The 18,071-nt window shown below is 70.2% G+C and carries 13 protein-coding genes; 6 read left to right on the top strand and 7 right to left on the bottom strand.

Annotated features, from left to right (window positions below):
- The first annotated feature begins 88 nt into the window (after positions 1-88).
- On the top strand, positions 89-1,087 hold the full coding sequence (gene dusA, locus HV824_RS21655; protein ID WP_176424108.1) for a tRNA dihydrouridine(20/20a) synthase DusA: 999 nt from the start codon (positions 89-91) through the stop codon (positions 1,085-1,087).
- 48 nt (positions 1,088-1,135) lie between these two features.
- Here dusA and HV824_RS21650 read toward each other — a convergent pair whose 3' ends face one another.
- The 3 genes from HV824_RS21650 to HV824_RS21640 all read right to left on the bottom strand — a co-directional run bounded on the left by HV824_RS21650 (position 1,136) and on the right by HV824_RS21640 (position 3,654).
- Positions 1,136-1,321 (bottom strand): hypothetical protein, encoded by a 186-nt coding sequence (locus HV824_RS21650; protein ID WP_163781489.1) that lies wholly within the window; start codon positions 1,319-1,321, stop codon positions 1,136-1,138.
- Positions 1,322-1,397: 76 nt separating this feature from the next.
- A complete protein-coding gene (locus HV824_RS21645; protein ID WP_176415970.1) occupies positions 1,398-2,114 on the bottom strand; it encodes a tetratricopeptide repeat protein in 717 nt (238 codons plus the stop codon).
- 10 nt (positions 2,115-2,124) lie between these two features.
- On the bottom strand, positions 2,125-3,654 hold the full coding sequence (locus HV824_RS21640; RefSeq protein WP_176424107.1) for an acetyl-CoA hydrolase/transferase C-terminal domain-containing protein: 1,530 nt from the start codon (positions 3,652-3,654) through the stop codon (positions 2,125-2,127).
- 169 nt (positions 3,655-3,823) lie between these two features.
- Between HV824_RS21640 and HV824_RS21635 the strand changes: the two genes are divergently transcribed.
- Complete coding sequence (locus HV824_RS21635) at positions 3,824-6,028, top strand: M3 family metallopeptidase (protein WP_176424106.1); 2,205 nt, start codon at positions 3,824-3,826, stop codon at positions 6,026-6,028.
- 21 nt (positions 6,029-6,049) lie between these two features.
- Here the strand turns inward: HV824_RS21635 and thiD are convergent, their stop codons facing one another.
- Complete coding sequence (thiD, locus tag HV824_RS21630; protein WP_176424110.1) at positions 6,050-6,868, bottom strand: bifunctional hydroxymethylpyrimidine kinase/phosphomethylpyrimidine kinase; 819 nt, start codon at positions 6,866-6,868, stop codon at positions 6,050-6,052.
- 41 nt (positions 6,869-6,909) lie between these two features.
- Complete coding sequence (locus tag HV824_RS21625; protein WP_176424105.1) at positions 6,910-8,700, bottom strand: glycosyl hydrolase family 18 protein; 1,791 nt, start codon at positions 8,698-8,700, stop codon at positions 6,910-6,912.
- A gap of 190 nt (positions 8,701-8,890) precedes the next feature.
- On the opposite strand from HV824_RS21625, the gene HV824_RS21620 reads away from it, so the two are divergent.
- The 3 genes from HV824_RS21620 (at position 8,891) to HV824_RS21610 (ending at position 13,951) form a co-directional block, all read left to right on the top strand.
- Positions 8,891-10,351 carry a M20 family peptidase gene (locus HV824_RS21620; RefSeq protein ID WP_176424104.1) on the top strand — a complete coding sequence of 487 codons (1,461 nt, stop codon included), beginning with the start codon at positions 8,891-8,893 and terminating at the stop codon, positions 10,349-10,351.
- A 244-nt stretch (positions 10,352-10,595) separates the two neighbouring features.
- On the top strand, positions 10,596-12,350 hold the full coding sequence (locus tag HV824_RS21615; RefSeq protein WP_176415975.1) for a DUF4215 domain-containing protein: 1,755 nt from the start codon (positions 10,596-10,598) through the stop codon (positions 12,348-12,350).
- A gap of 146 nt (positions 12,351-12,496) precedes the next feature.
- On the top strand, positions 12,497-13,951 hold the full coding sequence (locus HV824_RS21610) for a tetratricopeptide repeat protein (protein WP_255208222.1): 1,455 nt from the start codon (positions 12,497-12,499) through the stop codon (positions 13,949-13,951).
- Between the two features lie 58 nt (positions 13,952-14,009).
- On the opposite strand, the gene HV824_RS21605 is transcribed toward HV824_RS21610, so the two are convergent.
- Both HV824_RS21605 and HV824_RS21600 read right to left on the bottom strand, forming a co-directional pair.
- Positions 14,010-14,687: a hypothetical protein gene (locus tag HV824_RS21605; protein WP_255208221.1), complete on the bottom strand. Its 678-nt coding sequence runs from the start codon at positions 14,685-14,687 to the stop codon at positions 14,010-14,012.
- A 192-nt stretch (positions 14,688-14,879) separates the two neighbouring features.
- Complete coding sequence (locus tag HV824_RS21600; protein ID WP_176415977.1) at positions 14,880-15,689, bottom strand: SAM-dependent methyltransferase; 810 nt, start codon at positions 15,687-15,689, stop codon at positions 14,880-14,882.
- A 170-nt stretch (positions 15,690-15,859) separates the two neighbouring features.
- On the opposite strand from HV824_RS21600, the gene HV824_RS21595 reads away from it, so the two are divergent.
- The gene (locus HV824_RS21595) at positions 15,860-18,070 is read left to right on the top strand and encodes a fused MFS/spermidine synthase (RefSeq protein WP_176424103.1); all 2,211 of its coding nucleotides are present in this window, start codon (positions 15,860-15,862) and stop codon (positions 18,068-18,070) included.
- The last annotated feature ends 1 nt before the right edge of the window (position 18,071 follow it).

Raw genomic sequence — 18,071 nt, 5'->3', positions numbered from 1 at the left:
GGGCAGGGGCGGTAAACCCGGCTACATGCTGGCGGCAGGGGAGCGGCCCGCCGAACGGGACGCTCCGGCCGCTGACCCGGGTTCTCGCATGATGCCGACTTCTCCCATGCCGCTGTCTGTCGCGCCGATGATGGACTGGACGGACCGCAACTGCCGGTACTTCCATCGCCAGCTCAGCCGCCACACGCTGCTGTACACGGAGATGGTCACCACGGGCGCCATCCTGCACGGCGACCGGGAGCGGCTCTTGGGCTACGACGCCGCGGAGCACCCGGTGGCGCTCCAGCTTGGCGGTTCGGAGCCGGCGGCGCTCGCCGAGTCAGCCCGCGTCGGCGAGCAGTGGGGCTACGACGAAATCAACCTCAACGTGGGTTGCCCGAGCGACCGCGTCCAGTCGGGGCGCTTCGGTGCGTGCCTGATGGCGGAGCCGGAGCTGGTGGCGCGGCTGGTGGGGGCGATGCGGGAGGCGGTGAGCATCCCGGTGACGGTGAAGTCGCGCATCGCCATCGACGAGTTGGAGGAGTGGCCGACGCTGGAGGGCTTCATCCGGACCGTGTCGGCGGCGGGGTGTACCCGCTTCATCGTGCACGCGCGCAAGGCGTGGCTCCAGGGGCTGAGCCCCAGGGAGAACCGCGACGTACCGCCGCTGCGCTACGACCTGGTCCACCGGCTCAAGGCGGAGTTCCCGCACCTGGACATCAGCATCAACGGCGGCATCAAGACGTTGGACGCCGCCGCGGAGCAGTTGGGCCACGTGGACGGGGTGATGATGGGCCGCGCTCCGTATGAGAGCCCGTACCTGCTGGCCGAGGCCGACCGCCGCTTCTTCGGCGCCACCACGCCGGTGCCGCAGCGGCATGACGTCGTCGAGGCCATGCTGCCGTACATCGAGAAGGCCATGCTGCGCGGCGCGCCGCTGGGCGCAGTCACGCGGCACATGCTGGGGCTCTTCCAGGGGCTCCCGGGGGCTCGCGCGTGGCGCAGGCACCTGAGTGAGAATGCCCACAAGTCGGGCTCGGGGCCGGAGGTCGTCGTGGCGGCGCTGGCGAAGGTGCGGCGGGAGCCTGAAGCCGACGTCGCGGCCTGACCCCGACACCAGAGGGCGCGCGTCCAGGCTTGCTCCGCCGACGCATCGCTAGCGAATCGTGTTCGCTTCCTCTTCATTGTGCAGGTCGAAGATGGTGCCCTGACCATGCTTCTCCTCGAGAAGCAGGAATGCTTCTTCAGGGTCGGTCGCCATCACCGTCACTCGCAGGCCCGGCTTGACGAGGTCCTGGGTCCAGACGAAGCCTTTGTACTCCTTCAATTTCTTCTGGGTCATGTCGTGCCTCTTTGAAGGATGCAAAGCAGACATCACCACAACAGGCGGTCGCGCGTCACCGCCCGCACGGCGCCCGTCATGGTTTGCGAAGGGTTCCTTCACGGAGCGCGTCCAGCAACGCAGGAGGGTCGCCTTCACGAAAGGCGGAGAGCCCCGCCGCGAAGTCCGCGCGCGCCCCGTCCACGTCACCTTGCCGCGCACGCAGCACGCCGCGCGCGTGCAGCAGCTCCGGGTCCACCTCGTCGCCCGTCTGGGACGCGAGCGCCTCGGTGAGGTCCTTCGCCGCGTCGTCCAGCCGCCCCAAGCGGGCCCGCGCGGCGGCGCGCTGCTGGAGCAGCCACGGGTTGCCCGGGGCCTCAGCAATCGCCAGCGTCCAGTCCCGCTCCGCCGCTTCATCCCGGCCCAGCGCCTCCAACGCTTCGGCGCGCTTCATGTGCAGCACCAGGGCCTTGCGGTAACCCGCCGAGACGAGCGCGTCGAAGTCCGCCACCGCCTCCACATGGCGGCCCAGGCGGGACAGGCACAGTGCGCGGTGCAGCCGGCTGGTGAGGTGGCCGGGGGCCAGCGCCAGCACGCGCTCGTACCACTCCAGCGCCTCCGCGGGGACGCCGCCCCAGATGGCCAGCGTCTGCGCCACCTCCAGCAGCACGCGGGCCTGCCGGGGATGGGCTTCCGCCAATGCCCGTGCGAGCGCGAGCGCGGACGCGTACCGCCCGCTGCGTCGCAGGCGGTCCACCTCCCGCAGCTGGGCGGCCAGCTCCGGGGGACAGGCTTCGCGTCCGTTGCGCTCCACCGCCGGTGCCTCAGCCGTTCTGGGGGAAGGCACGCGTCGCCGCGTCGTAGTCCGCCCACCAGCCCTGGAGCACCTTCATGTCGGTGGCGCGCGGCTCGTCGCCGGGGCCCGCCATGTCCAGGTACGCGTGCAGCATCGGCCGGAAGTAGGGGTGCGCGCAGCGGTCGATGATGTCCTGCGCGCGCCGCCTCGGCGAGCGGATGTCCATGTTGAGCGCATAGCCCTGCTCGGTGACGACGCACTTGATGTCGTGCTCGGTGTGGTCGATGTGCCGCACGTACGGCATGACACAGCTCACCGTGCGGCCGTCCCGCAGCCTTCGCGTGGACGGCGTGTGGACGATGCTCAGGTATGCGTTGCGGAAGAAGTCCCCCGAGCCGCCCAGTCCATTGACGATGCGCGAGCCGTCGATGTGCGTGGAGTTGACGTGCCCGTAGATGTCCACCTCGATGGGGGTGTTCATCGCGATGACGAAGAGACGGGAGATGATTTCGGGGCTGTTGGACAGCCACATGGGCCGCAGCACCAGCCGGTCCTTGCTCCGCTCGAACATGTCGAGGAAGCGCTGGCGGCCCTCGGCGGAGAACGACACCGCGGTGGCGGACGCGTATTCGAACTTCGCGTCGTCCTCCACGTAGCGCAGCATCCCGTCCTGGAAGACCTCGGTCCAGAAGCGGATCTTCTGGAATGGCGACTCGTAGAGCTGGCCGATGATGGCGTTGGCCACGTTGCCCACGCCGGACTGGATGGGCGGCAGGCGCTTGCCCCACTGGTACTGGTCTCGGCAGCGCATCAGGAAGTCGATGACGTGCTCCGCGATGCGCTTGGCGGTGTCATCCGCCGCCTTGAAGGGCACCGGGTGGTCAGGCGTGCGGGACTCCACCACCGCCACCACCTTGCGCAGGTCGAACTCCACGTAGGGGTTGCCGATGCGGTCCCTCATGTTCACCAGCGGCAGCGGCCAGCCCACGTGCGGATGGACGGCGGGTAGGACGATGTCGTGGAAGCCTGTGTAGTCCGGCCCGGAGGTGTTGACCTCGAGCACAATCTTCTTCGCGCGGGCGAGCGCCTCCGCGCTGATGCCCACCGACGAGGTGAGGATGACGCTGCCATTCTTGCGGATGCGGGACACCTCGACGACGGCCACGTCGATGTCGCCGTAGAAGCCGTACATCAGGTTGCGCGCGAAGGCGGACAGGTGGACGTCCGTGAAGTCCATCTCCCCCGCATGGATGCGGCGCCGCGAAGCGGGCGAGGACATGTACGGACCGCGCCTGGCGATGAAGGGCGCCATGGGGCCCTCCACGTCCTCGGACAGGGACGCGCCGGACAGCAGGGTGATGCGGGCGTCCGGTGCCGACTGAGAGAAGTGCCAGGCGAGCGCCGGCAGGAACGTCTTCGGCTCACCCGACTTGGTGAAGCCGCTGATGGCCACGGTGTTGCCGTGGACGACGTGCTTCACCGCCTCTTCGACGGGGACGACCTTCGCCAGCAGCTCGGCGTTCTCGATGCGGTCCTTCAGCGTGCTCGTCGCGCTCATTGGGCACGGGTGTAACACACCGCGTCTTGCCCGTGGCCCCGGCGTTGGCCGGGAACAGATGGGCAGGCAGGCTTGTTGGCGCGCCCGCGATTCCGTCCCCCGGTTCGCGGCGGGATGCCGTTAGGCTCCGCCCCCTCTTCAGCCCCTTTCATTGGGAGACATCCTCTACATGCGTAAGCTCTTCTTCGCTGGCGCGGGCATGGCCGTGCTCGTGTCCGCCGGCTGTGCGACGACCTCGCAGGAGTCCCAGAACATGGCCACCGCGCCTCAGCCGGCCGCCCCCGCCGCGCCTGCTGCTCCAGAGCAGGCCAACCCGCTGCTCGCGAAGTGGGCGGGCCGCCATGGCGGCGTGCCGCCGTTCGACCAGGTGAAAGTGGAGCTCCTCAAGCCGGCGCTCGAGGCCGCGATGGAGCGCACGCGCGGCGAGCTGGCGGCCATCGTCAATGACACCTCGGCGCCCACGTTCGAGAACACCCTCGTCGCGCTGGAGGCCGCCGGCAAGACGCAGAATGACGTGGAGACGCTCTACGGCATCTGGAGCTCGTCCATGAGCGGGCCGGAGTTCCAGGCGCTGGAGCGGGAGATGGCGCCGAAGATGGCCGCCTTCAGCGACGAAATCTACCAGAACGAGGCGCTCTTCCGCCGCATCGAGGCGGTGTACCAGTCGCCCGACAAGGCGAAGCTGACGCCCGAGCAGCAGCGCCTCGCCTGGCTGCACTACACGCGCTTCGTCCGCTCCGGCGCGAAGCTGGACGCGGCGGCCAAGCAGAAGCTGGCGGCCATCAACCAGCGCCTGGCGTCGCTCTACACGTCCTTCAGCCAGAACGTGCTCGCGGACGAGGAGGGCTACACCGTCGTCCTGGAGTCCGAGGCGGACCTGGCGGGCCTGCCGGACTCCGTGCGCGCGGGCGCCGCGGCCGCCGCCGAGGCGCGCGGCCAGAAGGGCAAGTGGATCATCACCAACACGCGCTCCTCCATGGAGCCGTTCCTGACATACTCGTCGCGGCGCGACCTGCGCGAGAAGGTCTGGCGCAACTACGTCAACCGCGGTGACAACGGCGACGCGCGCGACAACAACGTCATCATCGCCGAAGTCCTGAAGCTGCGCGCCGAGCGCGCCACGCTGCTGGGCTACAAGACGCACGCGCACTGGCGGCTGGAGAACGCCATGGCCCGCACGCCCGAGCGCGCCATGGAGCTGATGGAGGCCGTCTGGAAGCCCGCGGTGGCCCGCGCCCACGAAGAGGTCGCGGACATGCAGCGCGCGGCCAACACGGAGGGCGCGAAGCTCAAGATCGAGCCCTGGGACTATCGCTACTACGCGGAGAAGGTCCGCAAGGCGAAGTACGACCTGGACCAGAACGAGGTGAAGCCCTACCTCCAGTTGGAGAAGCTGCGCGAGGGCATGTTCTGGGTGGCCGGTGAGCTGTTCGGCTTCTCCTTCACGCCGGTGACGGACGTGCCGGTGTTCCACCCCGACGTGCGCGTCTGGGAGGTGAAGGACCAGGCCAGCGGACGTCACGTGGGCCTGTGGTACTTCGACCCCTACGCGCGCAAGGGCAAGCGCTCCGGCGCGTGGATGAACGCGTACCGCCGCCAGGAGCGGTTCCAGGGGGAGGTCACCACCATCGTCTCCAACAACTCCAACTTCGTGAAGGGCCAGCCCGGTGAGGCCGTCCTCATCAGCTGGGAGGATGCCTCCACGCTGTTCCACGAGTTCGGCCACGCGCTGCATGGCCTCAGCTCCAACGTGACGTACCCGTCGCTGGCCGGCACGGCGGTGGCGCGCGACTACGTGGAGTTCCCCTCGCAGCTGTTGGAGCACTGGCTGTCCACGCCCGAGGTGTTGAACACCTACGCGCTGCACTACCAGACGGGGAAGCCCATCCCCCAGGCGCTGGTGGACCGCATCAAGAAGGCCTCCACCTTCAACCAGGGCTTCGCGACGGTGGAGTACCTGTCCAGCGCGCTGGTGGACATGAAGCTGCACCTGGCGGGGGCCGCGCCCATCGACGCGGATGCCTTCGAGCGCGACACGCTCAAGGCGCTGGGCATGCCGAAGGAAATCGTCATGCGGCACCGCACGCCGCAGTTCGGCCACGTCTTCGCGGGTGACGGGTACTCGGCGGGCTACTACAGCTACCTGTGGTCGGACACGCTGACGGCGGACGCCTACGAGCGCTTCACCGAAGGCAAGGGCGCCTACGACAAGGACGTGGCCGCGCTCCTGCGCAAGCACGTCTTCTCCGTGGGCAACACGCTGGACCCGGCCGACGCGTACCGCGCCTTCCGGGGCCGTGAGGCGGGCATCCAGGCGCTGATGCGCAAGCGCGGCTTCCCCGTGCCCGCCGCGCCGGAGAAGGCCGCGAAGTAGTTGCCCGGTGACGGGCCCGGGCTACCCCTCCAGCGGGAAGAAGTGGCTGAAGGGGCCCGGGCCCTCGCCCAGGGGCAGGGGGTGCTCCAGCGCGGTGGTGACGTAGTCCTTCGCGCGCCGGGTGGCCTCCAGCGGCGTCCGCCCCAGCGCCAGGTGTGCGGCGATGGCCGCCGACAGCGTGCAGCCGGTGCCGTGGGTGTTGCGCGTGTCCACCGCGCGCAGGTGCAGCGTCTCCAGGCGCTCGCCGTCGAACCAGACGTCGGTGCCGCGCAGCGCGCCCGTCATGCCGCCGCCCTTCACCAGCACCGCCTGGGGGCCGAGCCGGTGGATGCGGCGCGCGGCCTCCCGCATGTCCTCCAGCGTCTCCAGCTTCATGCCGGCGAGCAGCTCCGCCTCGTGCCGGTTGGGCGTGGCCACCGTGGCCAGGGGCAGCAGCAGCTCCTTGAGCGCGCCCACGGCCGCGTCGTCGATGAGGCGCGCGCCGGCGCGGGACACCATGACGGGGTCCACCACCAGCGGGCCCAGGCCCAGCGCGCGCAGGCGCTGCGCCACCGTGGTGATGATGGCCGGGTTGACGAGCATGCCCGTCTTCACCGCGCCCGCGCCGATGTCGGACGCCACGGCGTCGATTTGCGCGGCGACGGCTTCGGGGGGCAGCACGTCCACGCGGGTGACCCCCAGCGTGTTCTGCGCGGTGATGGCCGTCAGGGCGCTGGTGCCATGGACGCGGTGGAAGGCGAAGGTGCTCAGGTCGGCCTGGATGCCGGCGCCGCCGCCGCTGTCGGAGCCGGCGATGGTGAGCGCGGTGGCCACGGACTTCGAAGTCTCCATGGCCGCCATGGTGCGGGAGCGGGCGCTCCGCCGCCAGTGCTTCTCTCCGCTCACGGATCCAGGAAGGCGTGCTTCACCGCGTCCAGCAGCGGGTCCCTGTGGCCGTTCGTCGGCTGAAGGAAGTGCCCCTGGCTGAGGGTCCAGATGATGGCGCCGCCCAGGTTCTTCTCGCGCGCGTACTGACCCTTGACGGAGATGGAGCGCGCGTCCTCGTAGGAGACGTAGTTGCAGAGCCCCGGGCCGTGGCCGGAGGGGAACGACAGGTAGGGCACCTGGGCCACGTCGTCCCAGCGGCTGGCGTCCGCGCGGTAGTAGTGCGTCATGATGTTGGTGTAGCTCATGAAGTTGTCGCTCTGGCCCTCGAAGACACCCTCGCGGCCATCCAGGGGCGTGTTCGGCTCCGTCACGCCGCCCCAACACGTCCCGAAGAAGCCAATGCCCACGCCCAGCCGCCCCGCGGGCACGCCCGCGTCCAGGTAGCCCTCCACGGAGTGCGAGACGGAGGTGGGGTGGAACTGCGAGTGGCCGTGGAGCGGACTGGAGTGCCAGCTCTCCCAGCCGCCCCAGTGGCCGCTCATCTTGTAGGACATGATGTTGAGCTGGTCCACGCGCGACGCCAGCTGCTTCATGAAGTCGGCGCGATAACGGCTCATGCTGAAGTTGGAGTTCAGCCAGTCCACCGGCACCGTGAGGATGATGTCCGGGCGCGCGGCGCGCAGGCCCTCCAGCAGCGCGAGCAGGGGCTCGCCGTCATCGGGCTCCAGGGGGGCGCCCTCCGGGATGTCCGCGGCCAGGATGATGGGCTCCCAGTCCACGTCGATGCCGTCGTAGCCCAGCTCGTCCATGAGCTGGATGATGTTGCGGATGAAGTGCGCGCGCTGGGCCGCGGACGCCGCGTGCACGAAGTTCTCATGCTCGCCGAAGCCGCCGAGCATCAGCAGCGCCTTGCGCCCTTGCTGGTGCGCGCGCGTCGCCAGGGCCTTGGCCATGGCGCGCCCGTGGCTGTCGTCGACGTTGGCGTCGAAGTTCGCGTTGAGGGTGCCGTTGGGGTTCGGCTTGACGCGGCCCACGACGAGGTGGGTGATGCCCGCCAGGTCCACCGCGTCCACCGGCTGCATCCACAGCTGGTAGCCCACGAAGTAGCCCGTCACCCATTCGGTGGGCTCGCCTCCGGCGCGAGGCTGGAGGGGGTTGGCGACCGCGGGGGGGCCTTCGCCCTGCTCGTTGGTGGCCGCCACGGTGATGCGGTACGGCACGCCGTTGACCAGCCCGGGGATGACGGCGCTCGCGGCCGGCGCGTCCACCGTCACGGAGACGCCCCCAGGCTCCGCCGTCAGCCGGTACTGGCGCAGCGGCCGGCCACCGTAGCTGGCCGGGGCCAGCCAGCTCACGAAGGCGTGCCCGTTACCCGGCGTGGCCCGGACGCCGCGGGGCTGGCCCGGGACGGTGGGGTTGGAGATGGAGAGGCCGGGCTGCGGCGTCACCAGCTCCGACTGCACGGAGCCGGGGCCTTCTCCTCTGACGTTCACCGCCGACACCTTGAAGGTGTACGCGAAGCCGTTGTTGAGGCCGCGCACGGTGGCCTGGAACTGGTCCGACGTGACGATGGCGCCGCCACAGGCGGGCTCACAGCGCACGATGTAGTACATGACCGGGTGTCCGCCGTCGCTCGTGGGCGGCAGCCACGTCACCAAGGCCTCGGCATCAGCCGCCTGGGCCGTGGCCGCGCCCGGGGCGCCCGGAAGGCCCGGGTCCTCCGCACCTCCACCGGCGCAGCCAGCCAGTGTCCCCAACACCAGGCCAAGCCAGCGCTGTCTCCACACCGTGGACGGCTTCTTCACTGCGCACCCCCTGTGACGATCCGCGTCATCTACACGACTTATGGTTCGCGTTGAAGATGGAAAATAATTACAGTACTGTAAATCCGTAATTCGTGGAGGCGGGGTTCACCGCGGGGCCCTGTCCTTGAGAAGCAGTGGGGTGGCGGGCCGCCTTTGCTAGCGTGAGGTGCCCCCACCGCGAGCCTTGCCGATGAAACGCATCCTCTTGTCGTTGTTGGTTGTCGTCGTCGCCCTCGCGGGGGTTCTCCTCACGAAGGCTTTTCGTTTCACGTCACGGCAGGTCCAGCCGGAGGCGCCCGCGGCGTTCACCGTGGACGCCGCCGCCGCCGCGGCCCGGCTGGGCGGCGCGCTGCGGCTCAAGACGCTGGCGGCGGCGGAGGGGCAGCCCGCGGAGGACGCCGCCTTCACCGCGCTCCACGACTACATGCGGGAGCAGTACCCCCGGCTCCACCAGACGCTGAAGCGCGAGCCCGTGGGGGCGCACTCGGTGCTCTACACCTGGACGGGGACGGACGAAGCGCTGCGCCCGGCGCTGCTGCTGGGGCACCTGGACGTGGTGCCCGTGGCGCCCGGCACGGAGGACTCCTGGACGCACCCGCCCTACAGCGGCCTGGTGGCGGACGGCTACGTCTGGGGCCGTGGCGCGCTGGACGACAAGGGGAGCGTGTTCGGCATCCTGGAGTCCGTGGAGGCCCTGCTCGCGGCGGGCTTTCAGCCCAAACGCACGGTGCTGCTCGCCTTCGGCGGGGATGAAGAGGTGGGGGGGCGCGAGGGCGCGGAGGCGATGGCGAAGCTGCTCCGCGAGCGAGGCGTGACGCTGGAGTCCGTGCTGGACGAGGGCGGGATGATTGTGTCCGGCACCGTGCCCGGCGTGGCGTCACCGGTGGCCCTGGTCGGCGTGTCGGAGAAGGGCTTCGCCAGCGCGGAGCTGGTGGCGGATGGCGAAGGCGGCCACTCCTCCATGCCGCCGCCCCAGACGGCCGTGGGCGTGCTGAGCCGCGCCATCTCCCGGCTGGAGGATGCGCCCATGCCCGCGAAGCTGCGCGGTGGCAGCCGGGCCCTGTTCGAGTTCGCGGGGCCGGAGATGGGCTTCGGGATGCGCACGCTCTTCGCCAACCTGTGGCTGTTCGAGCCGCTGGTGCTGCGCCAGCTCACCGCGAAGGCCACCACCAACGCGGCGGTGCGCACCACCACCGCGGCCACCATGTTCGAGGGCAGCGAGCGCGACAACGTGCTGCCCGCCCGCGCCCGCGCGGTGGTGAACTTCCGCATCCTCCCGGGTGACTCCGTGGAGGGCGTGCTGGAGCACGTGCGGCGCGTGGTGGATGACCCGCGGGTGAAGGTGGGCACCCTGGGCTTCATCAGTGAGCCGTCGCCCGTGTCGCGCATGGACTCCGAGGCGTGGTCGCAGCTCCAGCGCAGCGTGCGCCAGGTGTTCCCCGACGTCGTCGTGGCCCCGTACCTCATGCTGGGCGCGACGGATTCGCGCTACTTCACCGGGCTGAGTGAGAACGTCTACCGCTTCATGCCGCTGCGCCTGGACGGCGCCGACCTGTCACGCCTCCACGGAAAGGACGAGCGCGTGTCGGTGAAGGGCTACGCGGACGCGGTGCGCTTCTACGCTCAGTACGTCCGCAACGTGGCCCAGTGACGCCGGTGCATTCGCGCTGAGCGGCCCGCACGGGGCGTGTGAGTTCCGTGATTCACGTCACTTGCGGCTTTCTACGAAAGTGATGTTTCGGCCGTTGTTATCATGAATGTAAATGTGCGCAGGGGACGGGAAACGCACGGAAAGTCCGTCCTGCCTGCACATCTGCGCGCCGTCTGCACCGCGCATCCGCTGACTTGCCGTGATGCGTTGACAGCCGTGCGAAGCACTTTCAGCATTTGCTCCCATGGTGAACCCCCATCGCAGGTCTCAGCTGGCGCGCGCGTTGCTCGCATCTCTCCTCTTCACGTTGGTGGCTTGTAACGGCGGCGGAGGTTCGACGAAGCCAGATGCCGGTCCCAACCCGAACCTCCCGGACGGGTCCACGGCGGACGCTGGTACCGACTGTGGTGACGGCCAGCGCCAGTCCCACGAGGCCTGTGACGACGGCAACACCGCGGACGGCGACGGCTGTAACGCGGCGTGCACCGAGGTGGAGGGCGGGTTCCTCTGCGAGGTGCCGGGCGAGCCGTGCGTCCGCTTGACGAACTGCGGAAACGGCCGGGTCGAGGACAGCGAGGAGTGCGACGACCGGAACCTGTCCAGCGGTGATGGCTGCAACGGGAGCTGCCGGATTGAGAGCGGCTGGGCGTGCCCGGCGCAGGGTGGCCGCTGCCGCGCGAAGGAGTGCGGTGACAACATCATCGCCGGTGACGAGGAGTGCGAGGACGGCAACACCGCTCCGGGCGACGGCTGCAGCGACATCTGCCGGCTCGAGGACGGCTGGAAGTGCCCGCCGGGGCAGCCGTGCAGCCGCACCACCTGCGGTGACGACGTCACCGAGGGCACCGAGCAGTGCGACGACGGCAACACCGTGATGGGTGACGGCTGCTCGCCGCTGTGCACCACGGAGCCTCGCTGCGTCGACGGCACCTGCGCGGAGACGTGCGGCGACGGACTCATCCTCCCGGGCAGCACCGTGGAGGAGTGCGACGACGGCAACACGCGCGCCAATGACGGCTGCTCGCCGGACTGCAAGCTGGAGGAGGGCTTCGCGTGCGTGCTCATCGAGCAGGAGCCGCCCGCGCAGGTGTCCATCCCCGTCGTCTACCGGGACTTCCGCGGCTACGACCTGCCGGCCACCGGCGACCTGCCGCGCGGCCACATCGACTTCGAGAACAAGAACGGGGGCCGTGAGGACGGCATCCTGCAGAACCGGCTCGACGCGAACGGCCGCCCCGTCTACGCCAAGGAAGGCCAGCAGTCGAACAACACCAACGGCCGGGCCGCGTTCGACCAGTGGTACAAGGCGGTGGAAGGGGTCAACAAGACCATCGTCGGCAGCTTCGTGCTCGACCGCCAGCAGAACGGCTCCTATGTCTTCGACGACGAGCAGTTCTTCCCGCTCGACGACGAGCCGCTCTACAGCGGCGGCTGGGTGGCCGCGGGCTTCGAGCCGACGCGCGAGGACACCATCAGCCAGCAGCGCAACTTCAACTTCACCAGCGAGGCCCGGTACTGGTTCGAGTACAAGGGCACCGAGGTGTTGACCTTCCGCGGTGACGACGACGTGTGGGTCTTCGTCAACGGGCGGCTGGCGCTGGACCTGGGCGGCGTGCATGGCCCGGCGTCGGGCACCATCACCATGTCGAGCCAGGCGAGCGCGCTGGGCCTGCGGTTGGGTGGCATCTACGAGGTCGTGGTGTTCCAGGCTGAACGCCACACCTCTGGCTCGTCGTACCGCCTCACGCTCAACAACTTCCTCACCGCCCGCACAGAGTGCACCGCCACCTGCGGCGACGCGGTGGTGGACGAGGACGCCGGCGAGGAGTGCGATGACGGCGTCAACGCCGGCGGTTACGGCGAGTGCGGCCGAGGCTGCCTCTGGGGCCCGCGCTGCGGCGACGGCGAAACCCAGGAGGACGAAGGCGAGGAGTGCGATGACGGCAACACCGTCAGCCGCGACGGTTGCAGCTCGACGTGCCGGCTGGAGATTGGCTGAGCCCGTCGTCCTGACGTGAAGGTCGAGGCGCCGCTCCGGAAGGCTCGTCCTTCCGGAGCGGGGCTTCCCTGGAATTGCTGAGTTCGTGCCGCCAAGGGAGCAGGCGGCCTCCGCTGGACGGGCGTCTGCTATCGTCCGCGCGCCCCATGGCCTCTCGTTCGTTCGCGCTCCCGCTGTGCTTCGTGTTGCTCGTGCTCGCCGCTCCGGCACGGGGGGCGGTGGGGCGCCGGGAGTTGCCTCCGCCCGAGGAGGTCATGGCGACGCTGCGGCAACTGGAGACGGCCCGGGCCCGGGGCCGCGCCAGTGCGGTGGAGAGCGAGTTGGAGGCGCAGTCACGGGCGCGGCCCGGGGACTTGATGCCGCGCATGTATCGGGCGTGGCTCACCTTTCCCTCGGACGCGTGCTGGAACGAGCTGAAGGCGCTCTCCACCCTGGACCCGGAGAATCCCTGGCCCTTCGTGGGCATGGGGCTCATCTACGTGCGCTGGGGGCTCTTGGCGGAGGCGCGTCCACCCATCGCCGCCGCTCTGAAGCAGGCGCCGGGTTTCGCGCCGGCGCTGTGGGCGCAGGGCGTGTTGCTCCAGGCGGAGGGCAAGCCCGCGGAGGCGGAAGCCCGGCTGCGTGAGGCGCTCGCGCAACTGGATGCGCCGCAGATTCGGACGTCCCTGGCCATGTTGCTGGCGGGGATTCCCGCGCGGGAGGCGGACGCGCGCGCGGAGCTGACGCGGACGGTGGAGGCCTGGCCCGAGCAACCCGAGGCGCTGCGGAAGCTGGCGCAGCTGGCCCGCGCCGCCAACGACGTGCGCGCCGCGGCGACCGCGGGCGAGAAGCTGGTGGCCCTCAAGCCCCGGGACAAGGAGGCGCACCGGCTCCAGGCCGACCTGTGGCTGGCCGCCTCGGAGAAGGAGAAGGCGGCCGCTTCGCTGGAGCGCTACGCGGAGCTGGGCGGCGTGGCGCCCGTGTCCCTGGGGGCGCTGGCCCGGCTGCACCGGGAACTGGGCCGCGCCGACGCGGAGGACAAGTCCCTGGTCCGGCTCGCCGCCGCCGCGCCTGAAGACCCAGAGCCCCTGCTTCGCCTGGCCGAGCTGGCCGAGGCGCGCGGAGACGCCACGGCGGCCGAGGCCCACCTGGTGAAGGCTTCCAAGCGAGCGCCCGCCCGCGCCGACATCCACGTGCTGCGAGCCCGGTTGGTGTTGAAGCAGGAGCGCCATCAGGATGCGCTGGCCGCCTACCGCGCGGCGCTGGCGGCTCCCGAGCGCCAGGTCGCCGAGGCCGAGAGCGAGGCCGCCGCGCTGGTGCGCCACTTCCGGTTGCCGTCCCAACCCGCGCGAGGCACGCAGGAGCAAATCTACAACCGGGTATCCATGGGCCTGGTCGCGCTCTACATGAACCGGCTCCAGGAGACGCCGGGCCTCAAGGGCAACCTCAAGGTCCAGGTCCAGGTGGACGCGTCCGGTCGAGCCACCGGCGTGACGGTGCTCTACGACAGCCTCAACGAGGCGGTCATCGCCGGCCACGCCCACTTCGCCTTCATGGACGCGCAGTACCCGCCGGGGCCCGACGCGCCCGTGTTCCAGTACGTCTTCCGTCCGCCGAAGTGATGCGTCACGGACCCGGCCGCGCCAGTCCTGGCTCGGCCGGGCCGGTGGTCGCGGTGACCTACGGATTGCGCTGCTCGTACTCGGTGCCGCTGCCGCCGTAGCCCCGGGCCTGTTCGCGCAGCCGCTCCCAGCTGGCGCGGGCCTGCTGTGCCTCGCGCTGCTGCGTCTGCAGCTTGCGCTGGGCCTCCTCCAGGTTGCGCTGGGCATCGGCGGTGGCGGAGGCGAAGTCCGCCTCGGACAGCTCCTGGGCGCGCACGTCCTGATTGGCCTTCAGCGCTTCATACTCCGCCATGTTGAGTTTCGCTTCGGACACCGCCAGCTCGTTTTCGCGCAGCTCCTTCCTTGCCTCCATCGTGCCGATGACCCGTTCGCGGTACGCCACCTGGGCCTGCGCCGCGCGGAGCGCCGACTCCGCGTTCCCCAGCTCGGCTTGAGCCTGGGAGATGTTCTCGCTCTGGCCGGTGGCCCTGGCGGCCTTCAGGGCAGCCTCGTTCGCTTCCATGCGGGCCTTGGCCGCGTCGAGCTCGCGCTTGGCCACCTCCAGCTCCCGGTTGGCGTCATTGACGGCCACCTCGGAGCGGGTGACCGCGTCCTGCGCCATGCGCCGCTGCGACTGGGCATCCCGCACGTCGCCCAGCTGGTCCTCGGGCACCCGGGCCAGCCACGCCTCGTCCACCTTCGCCGAGCGGGTCGAGCTGCACCCGACGCTGGCCACCGACAGGGCCGCTCCCATCATCACGCCCGCAAAAACCCGACGCCTTCTCGATTGAAACATGCTCCGTCTCCTCTCGTGTGCGCGTGTTGCCTGCAAAGACGGTAGTCACGCGCCGCTGGGGAGGCAGACGGCAGGGAGGCGTGGCGAGGTGCCGCCCCGACGGGGATGGCCGCGAGCGCCTGCCCGCACGCTCGCTCCACCCGATGAGGACGGTCAGCGCTTCTCCAGGACGACGGCGTAGAACTCGATGCCCACGCCCTCGCGGTCCTCGGCGGTGATGTGCTCCGGGGGCAGCCCGAGGAACTCACGCACGGGCAGCACGCCGGTGGCGTCCCGGGCCCAGGGGCCACACAGGTCCAGGTACTCGGGCAGCGAGTAGAGCTGGAAGGACTCGCCCATCTGCCGGAACATGCCGACGAACTGCTCCCACTTCGGAGTGCTGAGGTCCGGTGACTTCGTCTCGAAGGTGGTGAACAACTTCGAACCCGGGGCTGCCCAGTCGTACAGGTCGCGGAAGAACTGGCGGTTCTCCTCCGCGGACAGGAACACGGTGATGCCGTTGGCGCCAAAGGCGACGCGGCGCTCTCCCCCCAGGAAGGCATTCACGTCGGGCCGCCGCAGGAAGGCGCCCGCCTGGCGGATGTCGCATTCCAGGTAGCGGACGCGAGGCGTGTCCCCCAGCAGATGGTGGGCCGTGGTGATGGTGAGCGGGTTGACGTCGCTGTAGAGCACGCGGGCGTCTGGCAGCACGGCGTGGACATGGTCTCCGGTGGGCAGGCCCGACGCGAAGTCCACCCAGTGGTGGAAGCCGTCTGCCGCCAGGCGCTGCGCGGCGGTGCGCAGGCAGGCGCGCAGCATGCGCACCCACTTCCGGGTGGAGGGCACCAGCGAGAACATGTACTCCGCTGCCTGCCGGTCGGCTTCGAAGTGGTGCGTGCCGCCCAGCGTGTAGTCGTAGATGCGGGCGGCGTTGGGGACGTTCGGGTTGACGCCCGGGATTCGGGCGAGCGCTTCGGTATCCATGTGGTCAGGGCCTCCAGACGTAGCAACGGGGTCCGCGGTCTCTCTTCAGGCGTGGCGCCCGGAGTGGGACGCCTCATCGTAGGCGCGGGGCGTGATTCCCCGCACCTCGGGGGATTCCCGCCAGCACGGCTGGGCGCCCCGGACGGGGATGCTACAGTCGCGGCCACCGCATGGCTCTTTTCCCCGCGTCTCGTCTGGATGTGCTTCGCGCTGCCCTCCTCGTGTTGGTGACGAGCTGCGCCACCTTGGTGCTGGAGCTGGCCGCCGCCAGGCTCCTGGCGCCCTTCATCGGGGCTTCGCTCCACACGTGGACGAGCATCATCGGCGTGGTGCTCGCGGGCATCAGCCTGGGCAGCTACGCCGGCGGCCGGCTGTCGGAGCGGGGCGCGTCGTTCCGGTGGCTGGCGGGCCTCACCGCGCTGGGGGCGGTGCTCGCGCTCCTGCCGCTGGGCTGGGTGGCCGTGCTGGGGGATGGCGCCGCGCTGCGGCCCATCCCCGTGCTGCCGCGCACCTTCCTGCTCACGTTCCTGGGCTTCTTCCCCGTCAGCTTCGTGCTGGCCATGGTGACGCCGCTGGCGCTCCGGCTGCTGCTGCCGGACCTGGCGCGCGCGGGGCGCATCGTGGGCCTGCTGTACGCGCTGGGCACGCTGGGGAGCCTCGCCGGCAACTTCCTCACTGGCTTCGTGCTGGTGGCGTGGTTCCCCGTGCCCACCATCGTCCTCACCGTGGCGGGCGCGCTGCTGCTGTGCGCGCTGGTGGCGCTGCCCAGGGCCTCCGTGTCCGCGCCGCCCGTCGAACCAATGTCCGCCGTGGCGGCAGCGGACGCCGCGCCGTCCTCGACAGGCGTGGACCTGCGCACCCGGCCCGTGCTGGCGTGCTTCCTGGTGGCCAGCGCGAGCTTCTGCACGCTCGCCATCGAGCTGGCGGCCAGCCGCATCCTGGCGCCCACCGTGGGCGTCTCCCTGTTGAGCTGGACCGGCATCATCGGCGTGGTGCTGACGGGCATGGCGCTGGGCAACTTCGTGGGCGGCCACCTGGCGGACCGGTGGCCCCGGCAGGAGGTGCTCGCCGGCTCCATGCTGCTTGCGGCGGCCAGCTGCCTGCTGATTCCTCCCATCCACCAGTGGCTGGTGCTGAAGGGCCACTTCGACGGCCTGGGCCTGCAGGCACGCATCGTCGCGTACACGGCCGCGGTGTTCCTGCTGCCGGTGACGGCCCTGGGCACGCTGTCACCCCAGGTGCTCCGGCTGGCGCTGGCGGACGTGGGGCGGGCGGGGCGCACCGTGGGTCGGCTGTACGCGTGGAGCACCGCGGGCGCGCTGCTGGGCTCGTTCCTCACCGGCTGGTGGCTCATCGCGAAGGTGGGCGTCTACCCGCTGGTGATGGGGGCCAGCCTGGGCCTGGTGGCGCTGGCGGCCTTCGTGGGACAGGTATGGCGGCAGCCCCGCTTCGTCGGCGCCACCGCGGGCACGCTCGCGCTGGCGGGGGTGCTCGGCGCGCTGGGCCTGTTCGCGTCTCCGTGTACGGAGGAGACGGACTACTTCTGCATCAAGGTCAACCAGGTGGAGCATGACGGCCGGCGGCTGCTGGCCATGCAGCTGGACCACCTGACGCACACCCTGGTGGACCTGGAGGACCCGTCGTACCTGGGCTATCCGCACGGGTACATCCATTCGGAGGTGGTGCGCCACGTGGCCGCGCGCACCGCGGAGCCCCGGGTGCTGGTGATTGGCGGCGGCGGCTACGTGGTGCCGCGCTGGGTGGAGACCTACGTCCCGCAGGTCCGGATGGAGGTGGTGGAGATAGACCCGGCCGTGACGCGCCTCGCGCTGGAGCGCTTCGGCGTGAAGCCGGACACGCGCATCACCTCCTTCAGCCTGGACGGGCGGCAGTTCCTCCAGGAGCTGGCGGAGCGCGGCGCGTACGACTTGATTGTCCAGGACGCGGTGAATGATTTGTCGGTGCCCTACCACCTGATGACGCGCGAGTACGACGTGCTGGTGCGCTCGTTGCTCAAGCCGGACGGCCTCTACCTGCTGACCGTCATCGACGAGATTCCCCGGGGCTCCTTCCTGCGCTCGGCCCTCCGGACGATGCAGGACGTCTTCCCCCACGTGGAGTTGCTCCACGACGCCCGCAGCGGCTCGAAGGGGCAGGGGGTCTACATCGTCGCGGGCTCGGCGCGGCCCATGGAGCTGGAGCGCCTGCCGGAGCTGCTGCGCGGCCTGGGCATTGAACAGCCGCGCACGGGCCGGGTGCCTCGCGCGGAGATTGACGCCTATCTGGCCGCGGGCCCCGCGCTGCTGCTCACGGATGACTTCGCGCCGGTGGACAACCTGCTCGCGGAGCTCTTCCTCCTCCGCGAACAGGTCGCGCCGTAGC

It is taken from the genome of Myxococcus sp. AM009 (assembly GCF_013372605.1).
GTDB classification, from domain to species: Bacteria; Myxococcota; Myxococcia; order Myxococcales; family Myxococcaceae; genus Myxococcus; species Myxococcus vastator.
The sequence above is the reverse complement of the archived record's forward strand: the minus strand, read 5'-3'. Positions and strand labels throughout refer to the sequence as shown.